Genomic DNA, 24,751 nt, shown 5'->3' on the forward strand with positions numbered 1-24,751 from the left:
ATTGGCACGGGTGCGCCAGAACCTCAGCCTATGCCGCCACCGCCGCCACCGCCGCCGCCTTCTACAGGCAACACCATTAACGCTGCCGGGCTAGAGATTATTAAGGGGTTTGAAGGGCTGGGCCTCACAGCCTACCCCGACCCTGGTACTGGGGGAGAGCCTTGGACTATTGGCTATGGCCACACCTCGGCAGCGGGGCCGCCCCAAGTCTTTCCAGGGCTCACCATCACCCGTGCTGAGGCCGAAGATATTCTCAAGCGTGACCTTACTAAATACGAAAAGGCGGTCGCTACTGCCGTCACTCGCCCGCTGACCAGTGACCAGTTTTCGGCCCTGGTGTCGTTTACCTTTAACGTTGGCGCGGGCAACCTTCAGGCGTCGACGTTGCTGAAAAAAGTCAATGCTGGCGATTTCGCGGGAGCAGCTGAGGAGTTTGGTCGCTGGGTCTATGCGGGGGGGAATGTGATGCCCGGTTTACAGCGGCGGCGGCGCGCCGAGCGGGCGCTATTTCGCAGCGAAAACTGGCGACAGTTCCTGTAGGGTTGCATAATTTTTCGGCAACACTGCAAAATACGGTGTGGATCTGGGGGCAGCCCAAGGGGGGCTAGGTGTGCGCCGATAAAATGCGAATATTAGGTATAGCTGTAGCCAGGCCGGTTAAGTCATTTTCCCTAAGCACGTTCGAACGTGCTTAGGGTGCTGGATGGCCTAACCCAGGTGACTATGGCTATATCGGACAAGCTAAAAAGCATTAAGAGCTGTGAATCTGTACGGCAGTCCGTGGTCTCATGCTGGGAAAAATAAATGGGAGAAGCTTAGGGTGGTAGTGCAGCATGTCCCGCTCGGGCTGCTTTTTCTCCCAGAGCTGAGTCTATGACCGATGACTGGCCACCAAGTTGCCCCTATGCTTTAACGCCTCTTGTCAGCGATCGCAATGCAGAGCCGGTCAATAGCCAAATGGTTACTTTTCAGGCATCAGAACAACATTTTCAAGCCGTACTTAAGACTATGGCCCTAGCTGGGCTAGTCGTTGATCCTGAAGGCACAATTTTGCTCTGCAATGACTACCTGTTGAGTCTCACAGGGTGGCAGCGCCACGAGGTGGTTGGGGGCAACTGGCTGGACTTGTTTATTCCTCTCGAAGACCAGCAGCCCTTGCGGGTATTGTTTGAAGCCGCCATGGCTCGGGGTGAAAGCATCGCTCAGCACGAACATGAAATTGTCACCCGCAGTGGCGATCGCCGCCTGATGGCCTGGAACAACACCCTACGGACTCACCCAGACGGCACTGTTCACAGCATGACCAGCATTGGTCAAGACATTACCAATCAGCGCCGGGCTGAACAGCTCTCCCAAGCCAGCGAAGCGCGACTGCGGCAGTTTACGACCAACTTGCCGGGAGGTCTCATTTGCCACGTTTCCTGCCCTTCAGGAGTAGAGGAGATTGTATACATCAGCCAGGGGTGTGCTGAGCTTTGGGAATTGTCGGTTGAGCAACTTCATGCGCAGCCCCATCTGCTGTGGGAGGCTATTCATCTGGGCGATCGCAGTAGATTGCAGAGCCTACTGCACCAGTCTGCTGTGTCCCTAGCCCCCTGGTTTGGCGAATGGCGCATTGTTGCGCCCTCGGGGCGGCAAAAGTGGCTCCAGGGTATGGGGCGATTGGCTCGTCTGGCTGACAACCGCATCGCCTGGGATACGATGGTGCTCGATGTGAGCGATCGCAAACAGGCCGAGCAGGTGTTAGTCCACACCAGTCAGCAGATGCAGGCCTTTATCGACAACACCCCGGCCCTGGTTAGCCTGTTTGATGCCACTGGGCGCTACCTGCGCGTTAACCAAGCCACCGCTGACCAATTTGGCCTCAGCCCTGAGGAAATGGCTGGCCAGCAGTTTGCCGATCTGCTGCCGCCCTCGGCTCACAACACCTTTATGCAGCGGGTGCAGCAGATTGTGGCCACCCAAACCCCCATCACCGTTAAAGATTCGCTGTATCTAGAGGGACAGCGCAAGGTGTTTAGCTCGGTGCTATTTCCGGTCAGCACTGGGGAAGATGGCATTTTAATCTTGGGTTCAGTCGCGACCGACGTCACTCCCCTGGTTGACGCTCAAGAGGCCCTGCGCCGCCAGGCCAAAGAAGAACGCCTGATTCGCACCATTACTCAGCACATTCATCAATCGCTAGATCTCGACCAAATTTTGCAGACTACGGTATCTGAGATCAGGCAGTTTTTACAAACCGATCGGGTGCTGATCTATCGTTTGAACCCCAATGGTAGTGGCACCATGGTCGTCGAAGCGGTGCTGCCGCCTTGGACCGCTATCCTCGGCAAGACGATTGAAGATACCTGCTTGATCAACAACCCCACCCTGGTAGAACAGTATCGTCAGGGGCGCACCCACCACACCGACACGGTTCATGGGGCTAGCATTAACCCCTGCTATCGCGATTTGCTGGTGGGGTTTCAAGTGCAGGCCAACCTGGTGGTGCCGATCAACTGCGGCGGCGACCTGTGGGGGCTGCTGTGTGTGCATCACTGTCGCGGCCCTCGGCAGTGGCAGCCCAAGGAAATTTCTCTGGCCAGCCAACTCGCTGACCAGGTTGCGATTGCTCTCCAGCAGAGTCAGTTATTGACTCAAACTGCTGTGCTGGCCCAGCAAGAAAAGCTGCTCAACGATATCATTAGCGCCATTAGCGACAGCTCAGATTTGGCGGCCCTGCTACAACGGACCGCTGACAAGATGTTGCATACCTTTAACGCTAGCCGCAGCATGGTGATTCTCTGTCAGAGCACCGATACCGAACTGGAGCATACCGCCACCGCCACCGTCTCTGGCTACCAAGATCTTAAACATCAGGTGATTCCGATTGAGGGCAATCCCCACGCCCAGAAAATCTTAGCTGAGGAAGCGCCAGTGGTGGTCGATGACGTGACCCAATCACCTGATTTGGCCCCCATGCTGCCCCTGGCCCAGTCGCTAGAAATTGGGGCTATTTTAGCCGTTTCTATCCGCTATCGGGGCGTTGTCAAAGGTATTCTCAGCGTGCACCAGTGCGCTGGCCCCCGCGTCTGGAGTGAGGCTGAAATCAAGCTGATTAAGCGCCTGGCCGATCATTTGGCGATCGCCATTCACCAGGCCGAATTATATGCCCAGGCTCAGACCGAGCTAGCTGAACGCAAACGTCTCGAAGCACAACTCCGCTACGATGCCTCCCACGATCGCCTCACCGGCCTGCCCAATCGAGTTCTGTTTACAGAACGGTTGACCGATGCCCTGGCGCTGCTACACGAGCGTTGCCATCAACATCCTGGCCTCAGCGATTCAACCTTGGCAGATCGCCTACCCTCCGACCTTGAAGCCGAGTGCTGCTCTCAGCAATTTGCGGTGCTGTTTTTAGATCTAGATCGCTTTAAGGTAATCAACGATAGTCTCGGTCATGCCATTGGCGACCAGCTCCTGCAGGTGGTGGCCCAGCGGCTACAAACCTGCTTGCGCCCGGTAGATGTAGCGGCCCGTTTGGGGGGTGACGAGTTTGTGGTGTTGCTGACTGACCTCAGCGATGCCACCGTAGCGATTCACCTGGCTCAGCGAATTCATGCCATTCTCGAAGCCCCCGTGCTGTTGGAGGGCCATGAGGTGTTTGTGCATGCCAGCATTGGTATTGCCCTCAGCGCTAATACCTACACTGACCCCAACCAGGTGCTGCGCGACGCCGACATCGCCATGTACAAAGCCAAGGGCAGCAACCGTGAGTACGCCATCTTTAACGCCCCCATGCACACCCTAGTGGTGCAGCAAATGGAGTTGGAAAACGACCTGCGCCGCGCTCTCGAACGCGATGAACTGCGGCTGCATTACCAACCCATTATTGACTTGGCCACCAGCCAGGTGCAGGGGTTTGAGGCCCTAGTGCGCTGGCAACATCCTCGGCGAGGGCTGGTGTCGCCTCTCGAGTTTATTCCCATGGCCGAGAATACTGGGTTGATTACCCTGCTTGATCTGTGGACCTTGAATGAAGCCTGTCGTCAGCTCAGCCAGTGGCGCGATCGCTTTGCCCACAGCCGTCAGCTGGCCTTAAATGTCAACCTTTCCGGCAAGCAGTTTGTGCGCCCTGACCTGATTCAGCAGATCGACGCCGCCTTGGCCCGCAACGGTATCCAGGGGCAGCACCTCAAGATTGAAATTACCGAGAGCGTGCTGATTCAAAATGCTCAGCTGGCGATCGATCTGCTCAAGCAGCTGCGTCAGCGCCACATTCAGGTATGTATGGATGACTTTGGCACCGGCTATTCGTCGCTGAGCTACTTGCACCGCTTTCCCATCGACATTCTCAAAATTGATAAGTCGTTTATCACCAATTTGCACAGCCCGAACCCCTGTCCGGGTGACTACGAAATTGTCAAAGCGATTCTGAGTTTGGCTACTAGCCTGAATCTCTCGGTGGTGGCTGAAGGTATCGAGACCGTCGAACAAATGCGTTATCTGCAAATGAACCATTGCCAGGGGGGGCAGGGTTACTATTTCTCGAAGCCCATGGCCGTAGCCGCCGCCACAGAGTTCATTGCTCAACTCAAGCCAGCGGCGATCTCAGTGGATGCCGCTTACCCTGAGCCTTCTGGGCTGATTTATAGCAAATCCGAATGGCATAACCCCGATGCTCAAGCAGCCAACCCGTAGGGACGCATAGTCTATGCCCTACTAAATCGGGGGTGAATCATCCAGGCTAGAAGGGAAATGGCTTGTAGGGAATCCACTGTGCCCATAGCTTAGCCAGGGTGCCGTCGACTATGAGCTGGTTGAGCGCCTGGTTAAGCGCTTCTAGCAGCTCTCGGTTGCCCGGCAGGACTCCAATGCCAAACGGGTGCTGGCTGGGCAGCTGGAAGGCCACCCGTAGGCTGGTGGTGTCAGCCTCGGCGGTGAGCAACAGCAGCGCGTCGCCCACCAGGGCATCGACGGTGCCCTGGCTGAGGGCCGATAGCACGTTGGGTAGGGTTTGCTCCGCTCCGGCAAAGCAGACCCATTCTAGCTCAGGTAGGGCTTCGGCTAGGGCCATGGGAGCGCTGCCAGCTAGGGTGCCCAGGCGCTTGCCCGCTAGATCTGAGAGGGTGCGAATGGGGCTGGCTTTGAGCACCAGCACGGCCTCGTCAAAACGACCGTAGGGTCGGGTAAAGTCGGCCCAGGCACGGCGATCTTGGGTGATGGCCTGGCTAAACCAGACGACGTCATAGTCGCCAGTGCTCAGGGTAGGGTAGAACTGGTCGGGGGGATGGTCAAACCATGCCAGGGTGAGGCCCAGCACCTCGCCGAGGGCGCGGGCAACGGCGGGCTCGTATCCCAGACGCTCGCCATCTTGTACAAAGCTCATGGGCCGGGCGTCAAAATCGCTAGCTATAATCGAAAGCTGACCCGGGTGAACGGTGGTGAAATCCATGGCTATGCCAAAAAACCTAGGGTTATTGTGACATCAAACTCGTTTTGACCACGGGGGTTATCTCCCCCCACCGCCCCGCCCTTGAAATCGCCCTCTTTTCGTGAAATGGTAAAGGGGGTATGACAAGAGTACGCGAGAGCTGCATGACTGTTGGTAACCCTGCTTCTGACCCGGCCTTTGCCCCCCTGCGGGAGCTGCGGCCTCTGCTGCTGAAGGCCCACAAAATTTTGATGGATGCTGAGAAAGATCGCTACGAGGCTAACCATGGGGCGATCGCCAACAAAGGCGATTACCTGCGTCTAGTGCTCAGCCATGAGCAGTTTAGCTGGCTGCGGCCCATTTCTCAGCTAATCGTACAGATGGATGAAGTGCTGATGGCTAAACAACCTCAGCCCCTAGAGCGTGCCCCTGAGTTACTCGACCAGGCGCGGCATTTGCTCTACGATACCGAAATTGGGCAAGCATTTCAGGCTCGCACTGAGAGCACCGCCCGCAGCAATCCCGAGATGGCCGCGATGGCCCAGCGCCTGCATGAATTGATGCAGCCTACCGACTAGCTTTGGCGCGACGGCTGGTCTAATCTGCGGAGCCTGATCTGGGGTACGGGAGCCATCCTGTGCAAAGATAATAGGATTGAAATTGAATTTCCACCTAGAGTGCTAGGCGCTAGGGAGGACTGAGTAAGAGCGAGTGTGTGCTATGAATGTTGGTGAACGCGTCCGGATCAAAGAATCAGTTATCTTTTATCACCACCCGCTGCACCGCAACGAAGCTTTCGATGCCAAGGGTCTCGAAGGAACTGTGGTGAACATTCTGACCGATTACAAGGGTCGCCCTATCAGCCCCAATTTTCCGGTGCAAGTCGAGTTTGAGATCGAAGGGGCAAAGCGCCCTATGCGGGCTCACCTCAAAAAAGATGAGCTAGAAACCCTGTAGCTTATCTAGCCAAGATTTCAGGTTCACGACCAGCCTTGAACCGTGCACCGCAAACCTTGAACCCGCACTCATCTGTCATCTTTGGCTTGGCAGACTATTAGTCTGATCGTGAGCACAGGTTTGGACTGTAATTAAGGTGATCGGCGGTTAAAAAGGGTCAATAAATTGACTTCTAATCGCATGTGCTCCAAGTCGCGCTGGTTTTCGGCGGCCATTTGGTCATACCACTGGCAGTAGGCCGCTAAATTGTCGCGGTGCTCTAGCTCTAGGCGAAACTCTTGGGCTGCCTGGTGAAGCTCCAAATAGTCAATGATCTCCTGGTGTGTAGCCAGCGATCGCGGCGATGGCGATAGGTAGTCAAACATATAAGCCCGACGGAACACAGGGCTATCATAGCTTGCTCTTTTAGGGTCTGCTGGGGGCTAGGGGAGTGGATGGGGTTGGTCGATTAACTCGCTGGTTCGTCGGGGTGAGTTCACTTTAGGACTTCGCTGCTCCTAGCAGACCGGCTGCCAGCAGGCAGCTCCACCCTGCGATCAGTGCTGCGCCGCCCACCGGGGCTACAGCGCCCAAAATGGTCTGTCCGCTCAGGGCCAGGGCATAGAGACTGCCCGAAAACACGGCTGTACCGGCAATAAAAGCCCAGCCTGCGGCGGTCAACCAGCCCGAAGCACCCAGCCCCTGGCTGCGAATCAGGACCACTAGTAGCAGAGCCAGGGCATGATACATCTGATAGCGAGCGGCGGTTTCAAACACTGCCAGCAGGCGATCGCTGAGTTGGGGCTTGAGGGCATGGGTCGCAAAGGCTCCAGCCGCTACGGCGGTGCCGCCGAGCACTGCTGCGATCGCTATCCACAGTCGTTCTAAGGTCATGGCTGCGCTACCCCATCAGACGTCAGGTTTACTTGTCTTTGACCGCTTCTACCAGCCGGGAGAAGTAGAACTGGGTCTTGGTCATGGCGCGACGCTCAATTCGCCAGCCATCGGCCTCTAGCGCTTTGATAATATCGGCCTCGCGGTGCAGGTAAGCGCGGGTAGCTTTGCTTGGCCCCGGAAAAAACTCACCCACTTTCTTGAGGGCGCTGTAAAACACCGTCTTTGGCGCAAAACTCATGATCAACCGCGACTCAGCTAGGGAACTCAGGTGGCTAATCATGCCCTGCATTTTGTCTTGGGGGTAGTGAATCAGCACGTCTAAACAAATCACCGTGTGGTAACTGCCCGCTAGCTCTTCTAAGTCTTTGACCTCAAAGGTCGGCAGGTTTTTGCCCTCTAGGGTGACCTCGGCGCGGCGCTGGGCCTCTTCGACCATTTTGGCGGAGATATCGCTGGCGTAAACCTTAGCCCCGGCCTGAGCTAGAGGAATAGACAGACTGCCAACCCCACAGCCCGCATCGCAGCAGGTCAGCCCATCTAAGTTGCCGTCGGCATTCAGCCAGCCCAAGAGCGTGTCTACCGTGCGCTGGTGGCCCTTGCGAATATCGAGTTGAACTTTGTTGACTTCGCCATCACCGTAGATACGCTGCCAGCGGTCAAAGCCCGTGGCATTAAAATATTCGCGAACTACGGTCTTATCGTCAGTGGCAGTCATGGGTGGGCTTGGGGATTTGCTAACTTCTGTAAAATTCTATGATGTTTTGCTGCGTCAAAACGACCCGCAACGAAACTCAACCTTTCCTGGCGATCGCCAATCGTCGAGTCTAGAACTGCTCGGTGAACCGCTCAGGGTCGGGCCAGTGGGATGATAGGAGGGCAAGTTTAGCAGCGGTTTAGGCTATGACTATTTCTGACGTTGGTCCCGAAGTTGGCATCATTATGGGTAGCGACTCAGACCTGCCCACCATGGCGGCAGCCATAGAGATCTGCGCTGAGTTTGGGGTAGCCCACGAGGTGGCGATTGTGTCGGCCCACCGCACCCCAGAGCGCATGGTCACCTACGCTCAGACGGCCCGCGATCGCGGGCTCAAGATCATTATTGCTGGCGCAGGTGGGGCGGCCCACCTGCCGGGCATGGTGGCCGCCCTCACCCCGCTGCCGGTAATCGGGGTGCCCGTAGTCAGTCGCACCATGCAGGGACTAGATTCGCTCTACTCAATTGTGCAAATGCCCGCAGGCATTCCAGTTGCTACGGTGGCCATTGGCAACGCCAAAAATGCTGGACTGCTTGCCGTGCAAATCTTGGCCTGCGATCGCCCTTCCCTGCTTGACAAAATAGAGCAATATCGCCGCGATCTGAGTGCATCGGTCATGACCAAGCAAAATGAGCTGGAACGCCTCGGCCCCCAAAGCTACCTGCAAGCCCATCGTCCGCCGGTTTAGCTGCAATCTGGCTGGACTCCATGTACTCCCATAAAAGAGTCCTCTCAAAAAGGACTGTCCCCGAACCATTGACCCCAGGAAAACCAATCCCAGAAAACGTCGCTAAAAACCCTTTTAACCCAAAATCATTCTCAAGATCTTCTTTAGCCGTACAGAGTGAACGCACCTGACCCGACTGCTGAGGGACGCAATTTTCTGACAGTGCCTCTTTTTAGAAGACAATTTTGTGGTCAATTTGTCCTCTGTTTTCAAGGCTATACAAGGCAGATAGCGTCTTTACAGTACATTGTGTATCCCTCGATACAGATTGACTGACTCAGAATTGATGGAATCGTTTTGTTCTGAGTATGCGCAAATACATCTGCCTGCTAACGCCATAGAAGTGCCAGGGCAGTTGAGCGTAAATTTCCACAGCCATCACCTTGTTGATGTCCATGCCAGTAGAAGTTTGCGTTCTTGGCATATCGGTCCTCGGGCTTAATTAAGTCCTGGTGGCCCTAGCTCCCATACTGGTCTGTCTCGCCGCGCTGCGGTGGAGGGTTCAGGTCTAACACCGTTAAGCCGTGTTCACTGTCTGATTGTGTTGAAGGAACGTCTGTTGAGATGTCTAACTTAGTGTTGCGTAACCGTTCTAGGTTTCGGAAACGGTCTAAGACCGGCTTCTGGGACTCCAGCGTGCCGCCTTTTGACAAGGCGTTTAAGCGTCTGTTTAGCCGCATTGGCGGCTGGGCTTGGGTAGCCTGTATTCCTCTAACGCTAGCTATTCTGGCCATCTGGGGAGTTGCGGCCCAGGCTCAAGAAGAGCTGACTGTCGATGATCTGCAAAATACCTTAGATAACATCTGGGTACTGATTGCCGCTTTCCTCGTTATTTTCATGAATGCCGGCTTCGGCATGCTAGAGACCGGCTTTTGTCGGCAAAAGAATGCCGTCAACGTGCTGACCAAGAACCTGATCGTTTTTGCTTTGGCCACGTTGTCGTTTTGGTTCGTTGGCTTTTCGCTGATGTTTGGCGGCGGCAACGGCTGGGTTGGCTGGGGCAACTTCTTCCTCGGTGGTGCGCCTGAGCTCTACGGTCTTGATTCTGCTGGTGGCCTCACGAAGGACACGTTCTTTCTGTTTCAAGCCGCCTTTGCGGGCACCGCTGCCACCATTGTGTCGGGGGCTGTGGCTGAGCGCATCAAGCTGGTTGACTTTATTGTCTTTAGCGTTTTACTCACGGCTATTGCCTACCCCATCACTGGCCATTGGCTATGGGGTGGCGGTTGGTTGGCTGAAATGGGCTTCCACGACTTTGCTGGCTCGACCATTGTGCACTCCGTTGGCGGCTGGGCCGCGCTCATGGGCGCTGCATTTCTTGGCCCTCGCATGGGCAAGTACACCGCCGAAGGGCAAGTTAGCGCTCTGCCGGGGCACAACCTCAGCATTGCTACTCTGGGCTGTCTAATTCTTTGGTTGGGCTGGTTTGGGTTTAACCCCGGCTCTCAACTAGCAGCAGACTTGGCCGTTCCCTACATTGCAGTCACGACCAACCTTGCAGCAGCAGCTGGTGGTGTGGCCGCCACCTTTACCTCCTGGGCTCTCAGCGGCAAGCCTGACCTATCGATGACGATCAACGGCATTCTGGCTGGTCTCGTAGGCGTTACTGCTGGCTGCTTTGTTGTGGGTTACGCCGGTGCTTTCTGGATTGGCTTGGTGGCAGGCATCCTGGTGGTGTTCTCGGTGGGCTTCTTTGACAGCATCAAAATTGATGACCCCGTGGGCGCTACCTCCGTGCACCTGGTGTGCGGCATCTGGGGCACCCTGGCTGTAGGTCTGTTTGCTAATCCCAACAACTTCACCCAAGCGGGTGATCCTGATGCGATCAGCGGCCTGTTTTACGGCGGTGGTATTGGCCAGCTAGGAGCTCAAATCCTCGGCGTTCTGTCGGTTGGGTTGTTTACCGTAGTAATTTCCAGCATTTTCTGGCTAATCCTCAAGTCCACCATGGGCCTGCGGGTAAGTGCCGAAGAAGAAATGAAGGGTCTGGATATTGGCGAACACGGCATGGAAGCCTACAGCGGTTTCCTGAAAGACACCAGCGATATGAGCGGTGTGATGTAGCTTTACGCTATACCATCTAGTTCATTACTCCGGTTCAACGCGGAGATTGTCTAGGCACCCGAGTCACTGGCTCGGGTGCCTAGTTTTTGGGAAGTCACGAATTTGAGTTTTAGTAAATGTGAACGGGGCAAGGACTGATCTTGGCAAATGGTTACAAAGTGCCGTAGATAGAGAGGCAACTGGTAGTCTAGGTGAAAGTAACTGCTGCCGAGGCACCTGGTCTCTGTGGTTTCTATTTTGAGTTCCAGTGCAGCATCTTTGAATTGACAGTTCCCTAACCCTGAACGATGAGCAATTCCACATCCGTGGTGGAAGAATTGCTGAGCGCAATTCCCCAGCTTAGGCCTAGCCTCTATTTCAAAACCTCGCTGACGGCGTTGTCCCACGCGATGGAAGATCACGTGCTGGCGGGCACGGCGAAGTCGCTGGTGATTGCCAGTTTTCAGCAGGAGCGGTTTTATTTGCAGGAGGCCAATCGCTACCTACGCATTGCCGAACTGAGTGACCAGGTCTACGTGCTGTCGGCCCTGGGTACCAGCTTTGTGAGCCGCTCTGAGAACTACGAAACAATCGCTTTTGATGCTGACGACGCTCTCACCCAGGAGTGGCATCTAGTTGTCATTGGAGACGATTACAACGCCTGTTTAATCTGCCGGGAGCGATCGCCTGAGCCCTTGATCCATGGCGGGTCTACCCTCGACCAAACCCGACGGTTTGAAGGCATTTGGACCCAAGACCGCTTTGTCAGTCAGCAAGCGGCGGCGCTGCTGCTCGATCGCATCGTCGGATATCGCCCTGACCTGAGCGATAAAATTGCGATCGCCCGGCAGGCCTACATTGATCCCACCCTGGCCTCCACCGCGCGGCTAGACGGCAGCGGCGGCCCCGACCCGTTTACCCAGAGGTTAGTGACCTACCTCCAGGCGGGGCAGTACAAGTTGCTCAAAGCCTATAAAGCGATCTCCGCCCAAGAGCGTCGCGAACGCCTGGTCAACTCAATTACCTCGGTGGTGCGTCAGTCGTTAAACGCTGACGAAATTTTTGCCAAGGCGGCTCGAGAACTGGGTCAGGCCCTGCAGGTTTGTCGCTGCCTGATCTATCCCTGTAGTGCCACCGATGCCACGCTGGTGATCGCACACCAACACCTCAACAACGGAGTCGAATCTCTGCTGGGCGAGACCTGGCCCCTGGCAACCAATCCTCTATTTGACTATGTGCAAGACACGAAAGAAATTGTTGCCATTGCTGACACCCAGGCCCGCGATTCTCCCTTTCGCCAAGAGCTAGACGCGATTCAGCCGTTGATTGAGCGGTGGCAAATTTTGTCGTGGCTGATTGTGCCCCTCACCTACCAGGGGCGACTGGTGGGCCTGATTGAGCTGCACCACTGCCAACCCCAACCCTATGAGTGGAGCGAAGACGATACCGCTCTGGTCGATGCGATCGCCACTCAGCTCAGCGTTGCCATCATTCAGGCCGAAGCCTACGCCAACCTCCAAGACCTCAACCAGCAGCTGGCCGCCCTCGATCGAACCCGCGCCAACCTGATCGCGATCACGGGGCATGAACTGCGCACCCCCCTCTCCACCATTCAGGTCTGCCTCGAAAGCCTCGCCACCGAGCCAGATATGCCCAACGAGCTTCGCCAGATCATGCTGCAATCGGCCCTCGAAGATGCCGAGCGCATGCGCAAGCTGGTGCAAGACTTTCTCACCCTGTCAAGGCTGGAGAGTGGACGGGTCGAGTGGAATCTGGAGTCGCTATCGATTCAAGAATGTGTAGACTTGGCCCTCAGCAGCATCCACGGTAGCCAAGATAACGCTAAAACCCCGACCATTAAGGTCAAAATCCCGAAGCAGGTTCCTCTGGTGCGGGCCGATGGTGAGTGGCTGGTTGAGGTGCTAGCCAAACTGCTCGACAATGCCCAAAAATTTACGCCTCCCACCGGCAAAATTACGATTCAAGTTACCCGGTCTAGCCCTACCCACCTCCAGGTCACCGTGGCCGACACCGGGCGTGGCATTGAACCCAGCCGCCTCAACATCGTATTTGACCGGTTCTATCAAGAGGAGGGCGCGCTCCGCCGCACCACCGGGGGCACGGGCCTGGGTTTGGCGATGTGTCGCCAGATCGTCGAGGGGCTGGGGGGAACGATCTGGGCTGAGTCTGAAGGCAAAAACAAAGGTAGTCAGTTTCACTTTACGGTGCCCATTGCCCAGGGCAAACTCGACGGTCGCAACCATCGATCGGCAGGGAGCACCAAACGACAGCCCGCTACCCTGCCGGGCAATCCCTCGGTGCTGCTTGACGACTAAACCGCCACGCCACAACACCCGTCACCTATTCTGAGCAGACGAACCCTGATGGTGGCTCACCCTGGCGAAACTCAGCCCTAGCAGTAGGATACAAGGAGGTTGTTTTAGCCAGTAAACCATGGTAAATCAGGGGCATGGGCGATTCTAAACCAGCTAACTCACCAGACCAACCCTCGGCGAAGGCGTCTTTTTTGACGGGGGTATGGCAGCAAATGCGCGATCGCACCCGCAAACTCAGACCCGCGGAACAACTCAACCGGTGGTTTAACGTTGACGACGACAAGGTCGCCACTATTTTGGCGGCGGTGCGAGAGCAGTTGCCCACCACCGAGGCCCTACTGATCGGCAAGCCCCAAGCCGGCAAAAGCTCCATTGTCCGAGGGCTAACCGGTGTTTCTGCCGACATCATTGGCCAGGGGTTTAAGCCCCACACCCAGCATACTCAGCGCTATGCCTACCCCTCAGAAGATCTGCCGTTGCTGATCTTCACCGACACGGTGGGTCTGGGCGATGTAACCCAAGCCACTGACGACATCATTGCTGAATTAGTAAATGATCTTAGTGCGAGTACTAGCCCGGGGCGCATTCTCATCCTGACCGTCAAAATTAATGACTTCGCTACCGACACCCTCAGGCAGATCGCCCTGCGCCTGCGCCAGCAGTTTCCCACAATACCCTGCTTGCTGGTGGTGACCTCTAGCCACGAGGTCTACCCCCCCAGTCTCGACAACCATCTCCCTTATCCCCCCACGGACGAATCTGTCGATCGCCCCTTTGCGGCGGTGCAAGCCAATTTTGAGGGGCTGGCCGATCGCAGCGTCCTAATTGATTTCACCCTAGAAGAAGACGGCTTTGACCCCGTATTCTATGGTCTTGAGGCCCTGCGGGATGCCCTGGCTGACCTGCTACCCGAGGCCGAAGCCCAAGCTCTCTACCAGCTGCTAGATGAGCAAGCCGAAGCCACCGAACAGCTGGGCAATCTCTACCGAGATGTGGGGCGACATTATATCTCCGCCTTTGCGGTCATGGCCGCTACCCTGGCCGCTGTGCCCCTGCCCTTTGCCACCATGCCCGTATTGACGTCGCTGCAGGTGTCGATGGTTGTGCTGCTGGGCAAACTCTACGGCCAAACCCTCAGCCCTTCTCAGGCGGGCGGTCTGATTAGCGCGATCGCGGGTGGATTTTTTGCCCAAGCCGTGGGGCGAGAGTTGGTCAAATTCATTCCTGGCTTTGGTAGTGTGATCGCAGCCTCGTGGGCCGCTGCCTACACCTGGGGACTCGGGGAAGGGGCCTGTGTCTACTTTGGCGATCTAATGGGGGGCAAAAAACCCGATCCTCAGAAGATTCAATCGGCTATGCAAGACGCCTTTACTGCGGCTAAAGAACGGTTTACTGGCAGCGCTGGGGCCCCTAACCCGCCGCCAGAAACCTTCTGATCAGACTGGATGAACTGATTCGCTAGCCCGCTTAAGCCTGGCCACGCCGTTGGCGCAAGATCGCTAGCCCCATACCCATGAGTCCCGGTAGCAAGGCCGGAGTGGGAATCGGGATCGGTTCCACAGTGAGATCAACGCGGAAGCCGAGTTGCCCAGGAATGGCTGTTAAATTGGGTTGAGTTCCAGGGGCGAACCCCAGGGGAAACACAATATCAATCCAGTTGTTTCCCCTCTGCCTGACTATGGGATTAATGGCAAACTCTAGGCTGTTCTCTTGGGGAATAACGGTGAACCCGGTCACTGCATACTGACCAGGTTCACCAAAATCAGTAGCGAGGAACCGGTAGATGTCGTTGCCGGACGTAACATTGCCAAAGAGTGAGTTGAGGGTAAATGAAATCGACCGATCGCCGAGATCGATATCCCAGATACCGCCGAACTGGCTGAGTTCTACTTCGTCACCAATCACTACGACATCGGTGGGGCCCTGAAAAATATCAGATCCTAAAGCGCCTCTATCGAGGATATTGGTGACGGTAACCGGGGTGCCAAGGGAAAAGGCTTGAGCGGAGTCTGGCCATAGAGCACCCAGAGTAAGCAAGGCAACGGCCCCCAGGCCGATACCGATCGATCTCTCCTTCATCTGCTTCTCCAAAACGGGGGGCTTTAAATAATTACGAGAGGCAGATGCACAGTCCGGGTAGCTCGCGGGCCAAGGTTAAACGTTTGGCAAAACTCATACTCCGTTCACGTTTTAACAAAAGAAACTGAGGCGTTGCCGAGCCTAATGTATAAACTTTACTAAGCCTTGACAAATGTGTCTTTCTTCTGAGCGGTTACCCTTCTGTGAAGTTTGATAAATTCACCAACCGAAAACGGGCTGCCTGTCATTCCCGCAGAGGCGGGAATGACAGGCAGCAATGTCTCTCGTAGGGGCAAACGGTCGTTTGCCCCTACCCACATTCATGCTTCAATTCGGCAACACCATCAGGCTTCAATTTAGCAACGCCGTTTCATGGGTTGAGCCATGTTTATTCAGGAAACGCCTTGATTGGCTTAGCTATCGCTATAAAAGCCTCTAAACCGTGTTGGCCGATACAGAGGATTGTGAAGGTTCAATTCACCCTATAGGGGATATGGCTCAAACACCCGTGAGTTCTGCCCCCGTCGGCGTGGATAGTTCCAGAGCTGCTTTGCCCAGTCAGGCCCGGCTGCTGCTCAATTTACAGCGGGTTAATAAAATTGCCCAGCGGCTCTCTGGCTGTCTTGAGATTGAGACGATTGCGCGCTTTGTTACCGATGGCTTAGTCGATCAGTTTGGTTGCGCTTTTGCCCGCATCTGGGTGGTGGAACCCAATCAGACCATGCTGCGCTTGGTGGCCTCCTCTGGGTTATATACCCACACCGACGGCTCCTTTGCTCAGGTGCCCATGGGGGCCTATAAGGTGGGCAAAATTGCTCAAAATCGGGTACCCTTTCTCAGCAACCACCTGGCCGATGAGGCTTGGGTCAAAGACCGAGACTGGGCGATCGCCAACAACATCCAGGGGTTTGCAGGCTATCCGCTGATGACGGGCGATCGCGTGATTGGTGTGCTGGCTACCTTTAGCCATAGCCCCATGGCCGCAGAATTTCTAGAGGTGTTGCAGGTGCTCTGCATGACTGCCACCGTTGCCCTTGATGCTGCCCTCAGTGTAAAAGTCAAGTCGCCTGGATCGGCGGTAAGCGCTGCTCTCAGCCAACCCTTGCCCCTCTCCGATCAGCTGGCCACGATTCTCAAGTCCACCACGATGGCGTTGGTGGGCACCGAAGTGCTGTTGCCGGTTTCCATTAACCATATTTTTGTGCAGCTAGCCGAACTGCTAGACGCACTGTACTGTGATTATGCTCGGTTGGTCTATGGCTCAACCGGAGTTTTGTTAGAAGCCATTGTGGCCGTGCCTGAGGCTGAGGGCGACCCCTCGGCTCAGCAACTGGCGGCGCGCTGGCGATCGCGCTGTCACCAGCTACAATTTATGGCCACTTGTCTCGGGGGCGGTTTGCAAACCCAGCCTGGTCCTCAGCAGCAGCTGGTGCAAATTACGCTCCAGGTTCCCTACAGTGGCGGACCGTACGGCCCTAAGGTCAGCATTCAGTGCGAGGCGGTTCTGGTGCAGGTTGCTCTGACCTGTCTCGTCTACAAAGCTAGACTCACCCTTGCCGATCCTGTTGATCCAGAGACCGTAATTATTACCAACAGCGCCTCCTTGGTTCAGGGGGCTGCCAACGTCATCTGGGTTAGAGTGAACGCTTTTTCTGCCCCTCCGGCCCAGGTCAAAGCTGTGATCGACTGGACAGTGACTGCCGATCAGCTCTGTCAGGTTGTGCAGCTTGTGCATCAGGGCCAGTGGGTTGAGGCTATAGCCACGCCTCCAGGCAGCCCTCGCCCTTCAGAGCGAGAGCGCGAAATTATGGCATTGTTGGCCCGGGGGCTGCGCGATCGCGATATCGCTAACCAGCTATACATCAGCGAAAGTACAGTAAAATTCCACATCAATAACAGCCTTACTAAGCTACAAGCTAAAAACCGCTATCAGGCCGTCTACCAAGCTGCTATCCACGGATGGATTTAGCTAGCTGCTTGTTGTCCCTGGTTGGCGCTTGCCTAAAGCGATCCCAGGGAATATTGAGGTGAGTGCAGTAACGCTACAGCCATAGTCGCAGTGGTTAAGCCCTCCCAAAACCAACGACGTTCAAACCTTTGAACCTCCGGTGCTAGGTGTCTCAACCAGACTGGCTATAGCTGCATAACACGCAATCCCAGCAGCCAATTAGCTCTGGGTTAGGAGTACACCGACATGGATGATTTGATCAGCCTGCTAGTTCAAGTCTTGATTGCGATCGCCTGCGCTTTCACGGCCAATATCTTAGTTCCTAGACAGGTGCCGGGCAAACTTTTGGGCCTAGTGCTCATTGGTCTAATTGGTGTATTTGTGGGCCAGTGGATGGCCGATTATCTCCTTCAGCAGTACGACTTTACCTCGACCTGGCTAACCTGGAGTTTTCAGGGAGTGCCGGTAGTGCCGTCTATCATTGGGTCTACTATTGTGCTCTATGTGGTTACAGCGTTTCTTAGCTGGGGGCGCTACGGCAATCGGTAGGAGGATAGAGGCAGGCGGAATGGCAGGTGGGCAAGGTGGGCTAACGCTACCGCCGAGTGGGAGGCATGGTCAAGTTCAGCGGTTGAATGCCCCGATCGCTCGAACGCCAAGAGCTAGCGATCGCTATAGCGCTCCTCGGCCCAGGGTTCACCTCGCTGGTGGTAGCCGTTGCGCTCCCAAAAGCCCAAAGCAGGACCTGCCAAAAACTCAATGCCGCTCAGCCATTTAGCGCTTTTCCAAGCGTAGAGGTGGGGCACCACCAACCGCATGGGGCCACCGTGGTCGGGGGGCAGTGGCTCACCTTCTAGGGTATGGGCCAAAAAATTGTCGGGCCGCACAAAATCTGCGATGGCTAGATTCGTGGTGTAGCCGCCGTAGCAGTGCAACATCACGTGGGCTGCCGCCGGATCCACCACTAGCTGCTCCATCAGATCGCTAATGCGAACCCCCCGCCAGGTGACATCTAGCTTTGACCAAGTGGTTACGCAGTGAAAGTCGGCGGTAAAGTCGCTTTGGGGTAGAGCCATAATCTCGGCCCAGGAAAACGTTTGGGGCTGAGCCAGTCCGCTGATGGTGAGTGACCAGTCTGCTGGGGCGATCGCAGGCGTGTCTCCGTAGGTCAGCACCGGAAAGCCCTTAGCGAGATGCTGGCCGGGGGGCACACGGTCGGCTAATTCGGGACCTGGTTTTTCAAAATACTTGCCGGCCATAGGTACTGAATCGATCAGGGCCTTTCTATTGTCCCTCACCCCACGCTGGTCGGCTCTATCCATGGGGCAGCATTTTGAGGGGGCGCAAGGAATCCCTCTATCCTCGGGCCTAACCTGGCACAACAATGAGCTGAGCAGTACCTGCTAGACAGCGCGAGAATCAGTCTGTAGCGCGTTCTGGGGAGCAATGCCAAGGCCTAAGCTGCCAAATCACGAATCCAGCGCCTGAACCAGTGGGGCGATCGCACATCGACATAGGCTCTACAGCGAGAGCACTGGCGAATACCCCGCACCCCAATCCGCAGCAAATGTTGGTTATTACAGTGAGGGCATTTGTATTGCTGAGCCATAGCTTTTTTGAAAACTTGCGGTGATGGTCTAATCAACGACCTAGATCGAGCGAGATTGGAGATCTAAGCACCTCGATAGTGTCATTGTGACGAGTGAAACGTCGTTGTCAGAGTACCCAAAGCCAGTGTCTAGATTGTCCTTAAGATGGCGCGAAATCCCATAAGCCGATAAAAAACCGCACTTTGGCCGAATAGCCAAAGTGCGGTTAAAACCGAGCTAATTGAGCCTTCTCAACCTAGTCGATTTGAGGGATAGCCAGAGTGGGCAGTTCGGCTACTGTCACCTGGGGAGCCACAATGATGTGGGCGTAGAGAGATGACGTCGGGGCCGCCGCTACCAACGTATGCTGTACTCGGCTTGCCACTTCCACGGTTTTAGCATCGTAAACTTGAGTCGCCAGCTTGGGATATAGACCGATGCCAATGATCGGCACCAGCAGGCAAGCCGCCACAAAGGCCTCCCGAGGGCGAATATCGATGATGTTAGGTACCTTGGCAACAACCTGACCTGCATCGCCGTAAAAAATGCGTCGCAGCATAGAGAGCAGATAGATCGGAGAGAGCACCACGCCCACGGCTGCTCCGATGATGACGACTGTCTTGAAGGTCGTGCTGTAAACATCGCTGGTGGCCATCCCCAAGAAGACGGCAATCTCGCTGACGAAACCGCTCATGCCGGGTAGGGCCAGCGATGCCATTGACGATGCCGTAAAGAACGCAAAGGCGGTCGGCATTTTGCGCGCCATCCCACCCATGGCATCCATATCTAAGGTTTGAGTGCGCTCGTAGGTCACCCCTGAAAGGAAGAACATTACCGCCGCAATCAGCCCGTGGGAAATCATTTGCAGCATGGCACCGCTCATACCGAGAGTGGTGAAGGAAGCACAGCCAATCAGCACAAAGCCCATGTGAGCCACCGATGAGTAGGCCATGCGACGCTTGAGGTTGTCTTGGCCAAAGGCCGTCATCGAAGCGTAGATCACATTGACTACGCCCAAGACAGCTAGCACCGGGGCAAAGTAAAGGTGGGCATCGGGCAACATCTCAATGTTCATGCGGATCAGGCCATAGCCCGCCATTTTGAGCAGTACCCCAGCCAAAATCATCGAAACTGCCGCAGGCGCTTCGCTGTGGGCATCGGGTAGCCAAGTGTGCAGCGGGAAGATCGGCAGCTTGACCGCAAAGGCCACTAAGAATGCAGCGTAAACCAATAGCTGGAAGGTAAGGTTGTAGTCTTTCTGGGCTAGCTCTGTCAGGTTGAAGGTGACGGTGTCGCCGTAGAAAGCCATGGCCAAAGCCGCCACCAAAATAAAGATGGAGCCAATGGCGGTGTAGAGAATAAATTTGGTAGCTGCGTAGAGGCGCTTTTTACCGCCCCAGATGGAAATGAGTAGGTACACCGGTACCAGCTCTAATTCCCACATAAAGAAGAACATGACCAGATCTTGGGCCAGAAAGACCCCGACCTGGGCGCTATACATAATCAGCAACAGGCTGAAATACAGGCGAGGGCGACGGGTGATGTTCCAAGATGCCAAAATCGCCAGGGTAGTCACTAACCCACTGAGGACGACTAAGGGCATGGCCAAGCCATCAGCTCCCAGCGACCAGGTTAAACCCACCTGGGGCACCCAGTCATAGCGCTCAACTAGCTGTAGACCAGGCTGGTTGAAGTTATAGAAGTTAATGAAGGTATAGAGAATTAGCGAAAACTCGATGAAGCCTATCCCTAGGGCATACCAGCGTAGGGTCTGTCCATTGCGATCGGGCAGGACAGGGATTGGCAAAATCGCCAGCAAAGGCAACACAACTAGGGTCGTTAGCCACGGAAATTGCTCGGTCAGCATGACAATTCGCGTGAGTAGTACTACAACAAAACAGCCAGCGCATTCAGGTTCCGGTTTCAGTGTCTGATTTGAGGCGGACACACACCTTGGGTAGACATCGGTTGAAGGACGTAGCTACCAATGCTGTTCGCGGCGGCCTACCCTAGGCGAGAAGGTCGGAGGACTTCAGCGAGCGGGTTGTGGCTTTAAGGGGCACAACCAAAGAAATAAACCGGATGACAGGTCGATAGAGAAATATACCTATCTTTGCGCTCGATTCCAGTATAGGAAACTTAATAAACATTTGATAAGTGATTTTTGGCGAAAATCTCAAAATATTGACACAAAAAAGCCTGGCATCAAGACTGTGCAAGCGTTTGAGCCATTTTGCCTATTTGTATTAATTGGAGCGAGCGCTCACATTTAGATACGTCAATATCTAAATCGTTACCTTTCCCAGCCCGAGTCCTGTCAAGACCTCTCTGGCGGAGGTTGCCCTAGGCTTGAGCGATTTGGGCTCCGGTCGTTTCTAGAGCGAGTTCGTGGGCCTGGGCCGATTGCCCAACCTCTGCCCAGGCGACAACCATGGCTTGACCCACGGCGGCGCTTTGGGCCGCTGGCGCTAAGGTTAACAGGGTGGGGCCAGCCCCGCTAATCACTAATCCGTAGGCTCCGGCGGCGGCGGCGGCGGCGGCCACGACCTCATAGCCAGGGATTAGGGCTTGGCGGTAGGGCTGGTGAATGCGATCGCTTAGAGCCTTTTGCAGCCAGTCGCCCCGACCACTCTCTAACCCCCGCAGCAATAGGCCCAGGTGAGCGGTATTAAAAATAGCATCGGCCCGGCTATAGGTAGGAGGCAAGACCCGACGAGCCTCGGCTGTAGATAACTCAAAGTCGGGTACTGCCACCACGGGGGTAATGTCGGCATGCCAGGGGATCGAACATAGGGTAGATGTGCCGTCAGCATGGGTCACGGCTAGCTGGCAACCTCCCACCAGGGCTGGCACTACGTTATCGGGGTGACCCTCAATGGCAATGGCCATCTCGACCAAAGCGGTTTGATCGAGGGGGCGATCGCTGAGAGCATTGGCCCCGAGCAACCCACCGACGATCGCTGTCGACGAACTGCCCAACCCTCGTGCTAGGGGCACCTCTAGATCGATGGCAATAGCTACCGCTGGCACCGCCAAGCCCTGTTGTTGATAAAAATAAGCAAACGCTTTGTAGGCCAGGTTAGACCCGTCTGTCACAACTCGGTCAGCCTCTAGCCCGTTGACTGCGATCGCAACAGTATCGGCTGGCTGATCGAGGGCCGTAAAGTGGAAGCGGTTGTATAGGGTAAGGGCGGCCCCCAAACAGTCGAAGCCGGGGCCGAGGTTGGCAGTCGTCGCAGGCACAATAACAGAAACAGGCGTTGACACCGCAAAAGCCTCCGACGGTTGAGGAACATTCAGGCCAAGGATACTATCACTTTTTGGGAAGCCTCTGTCAGACTCAGACTAAAGCCGGGGCGACTGGCGAGAGCGATGAGAGATCCGTTGATGAACTTTTGTATAGGAGGTTGAGAATGCTGCACTCACGCAAGCGATCAAGGTTAGGTCTAGGAATTGCTCTGGGTGCTGCGCTAGGGGCGCTGGTTTTGGTCGCACCCGCTCAGGCAGAGTCCGATACTGCCGATGGTCGGGGAGCTGAGCAAGAGGTCATTGATGAAGGCACTGTTGCTCAATCCAGTGAGGACACGCTGGTATTGCCCTTTACCGATGTGTCTCCCGACCACTGGGCCTATGGGGCATTGCTCAACCTGGCTGGTGTCTATGGCTGCATCAGTGGCTACCCCGACGGCACCTTTCGGGGCGAAACTACTGTCAGTCGCTATGAGTTTGCGGCTGGCATGGATGCTTGTCTTAGCGTGTTAGCTGGTCTGGCGCAGCAGCAGCAAGAGCAGCAAGAGCAGGAGGTGCGATCGCTGATTGACGCTATGGAACAATCGCTCAGCGATCTGCGCCAGCTTGAGGCCGATTTACCCGAAGCTCCCTAGCGGTTAGAAGTCTTCTCTTGCGGCGATCGCCCCCGCTACCCGTTCTACCACCTCAGCCACAGGCAGTGCACCCAGCTCGCCCTGGGCACGGGTGCGAATGCTGAGGGCATTGGTTTCTAGCTCTTTTGCCCCGACCACGGCCATAATCGGTACCTTGGCCTTCTCGGCATTGCGCACCATTTTGCCCAGGCGATCGCCGCTGCCATCGACCTCAACCCGCACACCCCTGGCTAACAGCTGATCGGCCACCGACTGGGCAAAGCCCAATTGCTCTTCGGTAACGGGCAACAGGCGCATCTGCATCGGGGCCAGCCATAGCGGAAAATCGCCTGCATACTCTTCAATCAAAATACCGATCAGCCGCTCCAGCGACCCAAAGGGAGCGCGGTGAATCATCACCGGGCGCTGACGCGAGCCGTCCTCGGCCACATACTCCAGATCAAATCGCTCCGGCAGGTTGTAGTCGACCTGTACCGTGCCCAGCTGCCACTCCCGCTCTAGGGCATCCCGGAAGATAAAGTCGAGCTTGGGGCCGTAGAAAGCCGCTTCTCCCGGTGCTTCAAAATAGTCCATCCCCAGAGTCTGCACGGCGCGGCGAATGGCGTTTTGCGACGTTTCCCACACCGCGTCACCGCCGATGTACTTGGTTGACTCAGGGTCACGGAAGCTGAGCCGAGCCTTAAAGTTCTTGAGCTTTAAGCTGCGGAACACCGACAGAATCAGATCCACTACCTTGAGGAACTCATCGTCAAGCTGCTCAGGACGGACAAACAGGTGCGAGTCGTCTACCGTAAAGCCGCGCACTCGGGTCAGGCCACCTAGTTCTCCTGACTGCTCATAGCGATAGACCGTGCCAAACTCCGCCAGTCGCAGGGGCAGTTCCCGGTACGATCGCAACTCACTCTTATAGATCTGAATGTGGAAGGGACAGTTCATCGGCTTCATTACAAAGCCCTCCTCCGCTAGACGGGCCGCGTCATCGTCGGCCATCAGCGGAAACATGTCCTCCCGGTAGTTCTGCCAGTGCCCCGAGATTTTGAATAGATCGACTCGGGCAATGTGGGGCGTCACCACAGGCAGGTAACCGCGCTTGGTCTGTTCTTCTTTAAGAAATGTTTCTAGGGTAGAGCGCAGCACCGTGCCCTTAGGGGTCCACAGGGGTAGGCCCGGCCCGACATCGTCAGCAAAGATAAACAGACCCAGCTCTTTGCCCAGCTTGCGGTGGTCGCGGCGCTTGGCCTCTTCGCGGCGGCGCTTATACTCTTGCAGTTGTTCGGGGGTTTCCCAGGCAGTGCCATAAATGCGCTGGAGCTGAGCCCGATTTTCGTCACCGCGCCAATAGGCCCCAGCGACGCTCTCTAGCTCAAACGCCTTAGGGTTGAGGTCAGCGGTATTAGCTACGTGGGGGCCAGCACAAAGATCCCACCACTGGTCACCCAAGTGGTAGAGCGTGATCGGCTCTTGCAAGTCTTGCAAAATCTCTAGCTTGTAGGGCTCTCCCAGCGTCTCAATGCGCCGCTGGGCCTCTTCACGCGTGACGGTCTCTTCGGTGACGGACAGCTTCTTGTTGATGATCTTAATCATCTCTTTCTTGATCGCCTTCAGATCTTGCTCGGTGAAGGGGGTCGGGCTGTCAAAATCGTAGTAGAAGCCATAGTCAATCGAGGGTCCAATGGTGACTTGGGCTTTAGGGAACAGGGTCTGCACCGCCATCGCCATCACGTGGGAGAAGGTATGGCGAACGCGCTTGAGAGCCTCTGACTCACTGGTGCGAGGCAAGGACATGGGAACACTAGCTTGAGGTGCAGATAGGTCGGTTTGAGCCATTGGTCAGTGCTGAAGCGGCAAAGGGTGCGATCTCTAGTTTAGCGACTATTGAGTAACCCTTTGCTCCAAGCGCCCGTAAGCTAAAGCCACGGTACGGTTATCTACCCCTCTTGGGGGGCTGGTCAACCAACAACTGTCGCTGCCGTTGGGTATACTAAGGGCTAGTGGCTATCTGATAGACAAAAGGAAAGCTGCTCCTGCAGAACATGCATAGACAGGAATTGCGTTTTTTCCTTCTTGTGTTATGCTGTTTTCCTGAATAGAGGGTTGGTGCCTGCGCAAGTTTCAAGAGTGTGCAGATTAGCCCTAGACCGACG

Annotated in this window: 21 protein-coding genes; 11 read left to right on the forward strand and 10 right to left on the reverse strand. The window is 55.7% G+C overall.

Translation table 11 applies throughout. From position 1 onward, the window contains the following. The first annotated feature begins 30 nt into the window (after window positions 1-30). A complete protein-coding gene (locus tag RRF56_RS16015; protein ID WP_410510620.1) occupies window positions 31-540 on the forward strand; it encodes a lysozyme in 510 nt (169 codons plus the stop codon). 333 nt (window positions 541-873) lie between these two features. Beyond that, a complete protein-coding gene (locus RRF56_RS16020) occupies window positions 874-4,680 on the forward strand; it encodes an EAL domain-containing protein (RefSeq protein ID WP_317034176.1) in 3,807 nt (1,268 codons plus the stop codon). A gap of 46 nt (window positions 4,681-4,726) precedes the next feature. Here RRF56_RS16020 and RRF56_RS16025 read toward each other — a convergent pair whose 3' ends face one another. After that, window positions 4,727-5,434: a transporter substrate-binding domain-containing protein gene (locus tag RRF56_RS16025; protein ID WP_317034177.1), complete on the reverse strand. Its 708-nt coding sequence runs from the start codon at window positions 5,432-5,434 to the stop codon at window positions 4,727-4,729. A 143-nt stretch (window positions 5,435-5,577) separates the two neighbouring features. Here RRF56_RS16025 and RRF56_RS16030 point away from each other — a divergent pair, with 143 nt between their 5' ends. Further along, window positions 5,578-5,991, forward strand: coding sequence for a hypothetical protein (locus RRF56_RS16030; RefSeq protein WP_317034178.1), 414 nt, complete (start codon window positions 5,578-5,580; stop codon window positions 5,989-5,991). Window positions 5,992-6,133: 142 nt separating this feature from the next. Next, the gene (locus RRF56_RS16035) at window positions 6,134-6,370 is read left to right on the forward strand and encodes a ferredoxin-thioredoxin reductase variable chain (RefSeq protein WP_317034179.1); all 237 of its coding nucleotides are present in this window, start codon (window positions 6,134-6,136) and stop codon (window positions 6,368-6,370) included. 131 nt (window positions 6,371-6,501) lie between these two features. On the opposite strand, the gene RRF56_RS16040 is transcribed toward RRF56_RS16035, so the two are convergent. From RRF56_RS16040 to bchM, 3 genes are all read right to left on the reverse strand, one after another. Continuing rightward, the gene (locus RRF56_RS16040; protein ID WP_317034180.1) at window positions 6,502-6,753 is read right to left on the reverse strand and encodes a hypothetical protein; all 252 of its coding nucleotides are present in this window, start codon (window positions 6,751-6,753) and stop codon (window positions 6,502-6,504) included. 97 nt (window positions 6,754-6,850) lie between these two features. Beyond that, window positions 6,851-7,243: a DUF423 domain-containing protein gene (locus RRF56_RS16045; protein WP_317034181.1), complete on the reverse strand. Its 393-nt coding sequence runs from the start codon at window positions 7,241-7,243 to the stop codon at window positions 6,851-6,853. A 28-nt stretch (window positions 7,244-7,271) separates the two neighbouring features. Further along, on the reverse strand, window positions 7,272-7,961 hold the full coding sequence (gene bchM / locus RRF56_RS16050) for a magnesium protoporphyrin IX methyltransferase (RefSeq protein WP_317034182.1): 690 nt from the start codon (window positions 7,959-7,961) through the stop codon (window positions 7,272-7,274). 185 nt (window positions 7,962-8,146) lie between these two features. On the opposite strand from bchM, the gene purE reads away from it, so the two are divergent. The 4 genes from purE (at window position 8,147) to RRF56_RS16070 (ending at window position 14,543) form a co-directional block, all read left to right on the forward strand. Next, entirely contained in the window at window positions 8,147-8,689 is a 543-nt protein-coding gene (purE, locus tag RRF56_RS16055) for a 5-(carboxyamino)imidazole ribonucleotide mutase (RefSeq protein WP_317034183.1), read from the forward strand. Between the two features lie 603 nt (window positions 8,690-9,292). Beyond that, window positions 9,293-10,792, forward strand: coding sequence for an ammonium transporter (locus RRF56_RS16060; RefSeq protein ID WP_410510491.1), 1,500 nt, complete (start codon window positions 9,293-9,295; stop codon window positions 10,790-10,792). Window positions 10,793-11,079: 287 nt separating this feature from the next. Further along, window positions 11,080-13,107, forward strand: a complete 2,028-nt coding sequence (locus RRF56_RS16065) for a DICT sensory domain-containing protein (protein WP_317034185.1) — start codon at window positions 11,080-11,082, stop codon at window positions 13,105-13,107. Window positions 13,108-13,241: 134 nt separating this feature from the next. Then, window positions 13,242-14,543, forward strand: coding sequence for a YcjF family protein (locus RRF56_RS16070; RefSeq protein ID WP_317034186.1), 1,302 nt, complete (start codon window positions 13,242-13,244; stop codon window positions 14,541-14,543). A 31-nt stretch (window positions 14,544-14,574) separates the two neighbouring features. Here RRF56_RS16070 and RRF56_RS16075 read toward each other — a convergent pair whose 3' ends face one another. Further along, window positions 14,575-15,186, reverse strand: coding sequence for a PTPA-CTERM sorting domain-containing protein (locus RRF56_RS16075; protein ID WP_317034187.1), 612 nt, complete (start codon window positions 15,184-15,186; stop codon window positions 14,575-14,577). A 493-nt stretch (window positions 15,187-15,679) separates the two neighbouring features. Between RRF56_RS16075 and RRF56_RS16080 the strand changes: the two genes are divergently transcribed. Then, window positions 15,680-17,155, forward strand: a complete 1,476-nt coding sequence (locus RRF56_RS16080; RefSeq protein ID WP_317034188.1) for a LuxR C-terminal-related transcriptional regulator — start codon at window positions 15,680-15,682, stop codon at window positions 17,153-17,155. A gap of 225 nt (window positions 17,156-17,380) precedes the next feature. Then, window positions 17,381-17,683 (forward strand): hypothetical protein, encoded by a 303-nt coding sequence (locus RRF56_RS16085; protein ID WP_317034189.1) that lies wholly within the window; start codon window positions 17,381-17,383, stop codon window positions 17,681-17,683. 113 nt (window positions 17,684-17,796) lie between these two features. Here the strand turns inward: RRF56_RS16085 and RRF56_RS16090 are convergent, their stop codons facing one another. From RRF56_RS16090 to thrB, 4 genes are all read right to left on the reverse strand, one after another. After that, on the reverse strand, window positions 17,797-18,393 hold the full coding sequence (locus tag RRF56_RS16090) for a sulfite oxidase-like oxidoreductase (RefSeq protein WP_317034190.1): 597 nt from the start codon (window positions 18,391-18,393) through the stop codon (window positions 17,797-17,799). 197 nt (window positions 18,394-18,590) lie between these two features. After that, window positions 18,591-18,743 carry a hypothetical protein gene (locus RRF56_RS16095; RefSeq protein WP_317034191.1) on the reverse strand — a complete coding sequence of 51 codons (153 nt, stop codon included), beginning with the start codon at window positions 18,741-18,743 and terminating at the stop codon, window positions 18,591-18,593. 236 nt (window positions 18,744-18,979) lie between these two features. Next, window positions 18,980-20,590 (reverse strand): NAD(P)H-quinone oxidoreductase subunit 4, encoded by a 1,611-nt coding sequence (locus RRF56_RS16100; protein ID WP_317034192.1) that lies wholly within the window; start codon window positions 20,588-20,590, stop codon window positions 18,980-18,982. A 476-nt stretch (window positions 20,591-21,066) separates the two neighbouring features. Further along, a complete protein-coding gene (gene thrB / locus RRF56_RS16105; RefSeq protein WP_317034193.1) occupies window positions 21,067-21,990 on the reverse strand; it encodes a homoserine kinase in 924 nt (307 codons plus the stop codon). Window positions 21,991-22,208: 218 nt separating this feature from the next. Here thrB and RRF56_RS16110 point away from each other — a divergent pair, with 218 nt between their 5' ends. Further along, complete coding sequence (locus RRF56_RS16110; RefSeq protein ID WP_317034194.1) at window positions 22,209-22,607, forward strand: S-layer homology domain-containing protein; 399 nt, start codon at window positions 22,209-22,211, stop codon at window positions 22,605-22,607. 3 nt (window positions 22,608-22,610) lie between these two features. Here the strand turns inward: RRF56_RS16110 and thrS are convergent, their stop codons facing one another. Then, the gene (thrS, locus tag RRF56_RS16115; protein ID WP_317034195.1) at window positions 22,611-24,392 is read right to left on the reverse strand and encodes a threonine--tRNA ligase; all 1,782 of its coding nucleotides are present in this window, start codon (window positions 24,390-24,392) and stop codon (window positions 22,611-22,613) included. Window positions 24,393-24,751 lie beyond the last annotated feature (359 nt).

Origin of the sequence: Nodosilinea sp. E11, assembly GCF_032813545.1 — a bacterium.
Lineage (GTDB): Bacteria > Cyanobacteriota > Cyanobacteriia > Phormidesmidales > Phormidesmidaceae > Nodosilinea.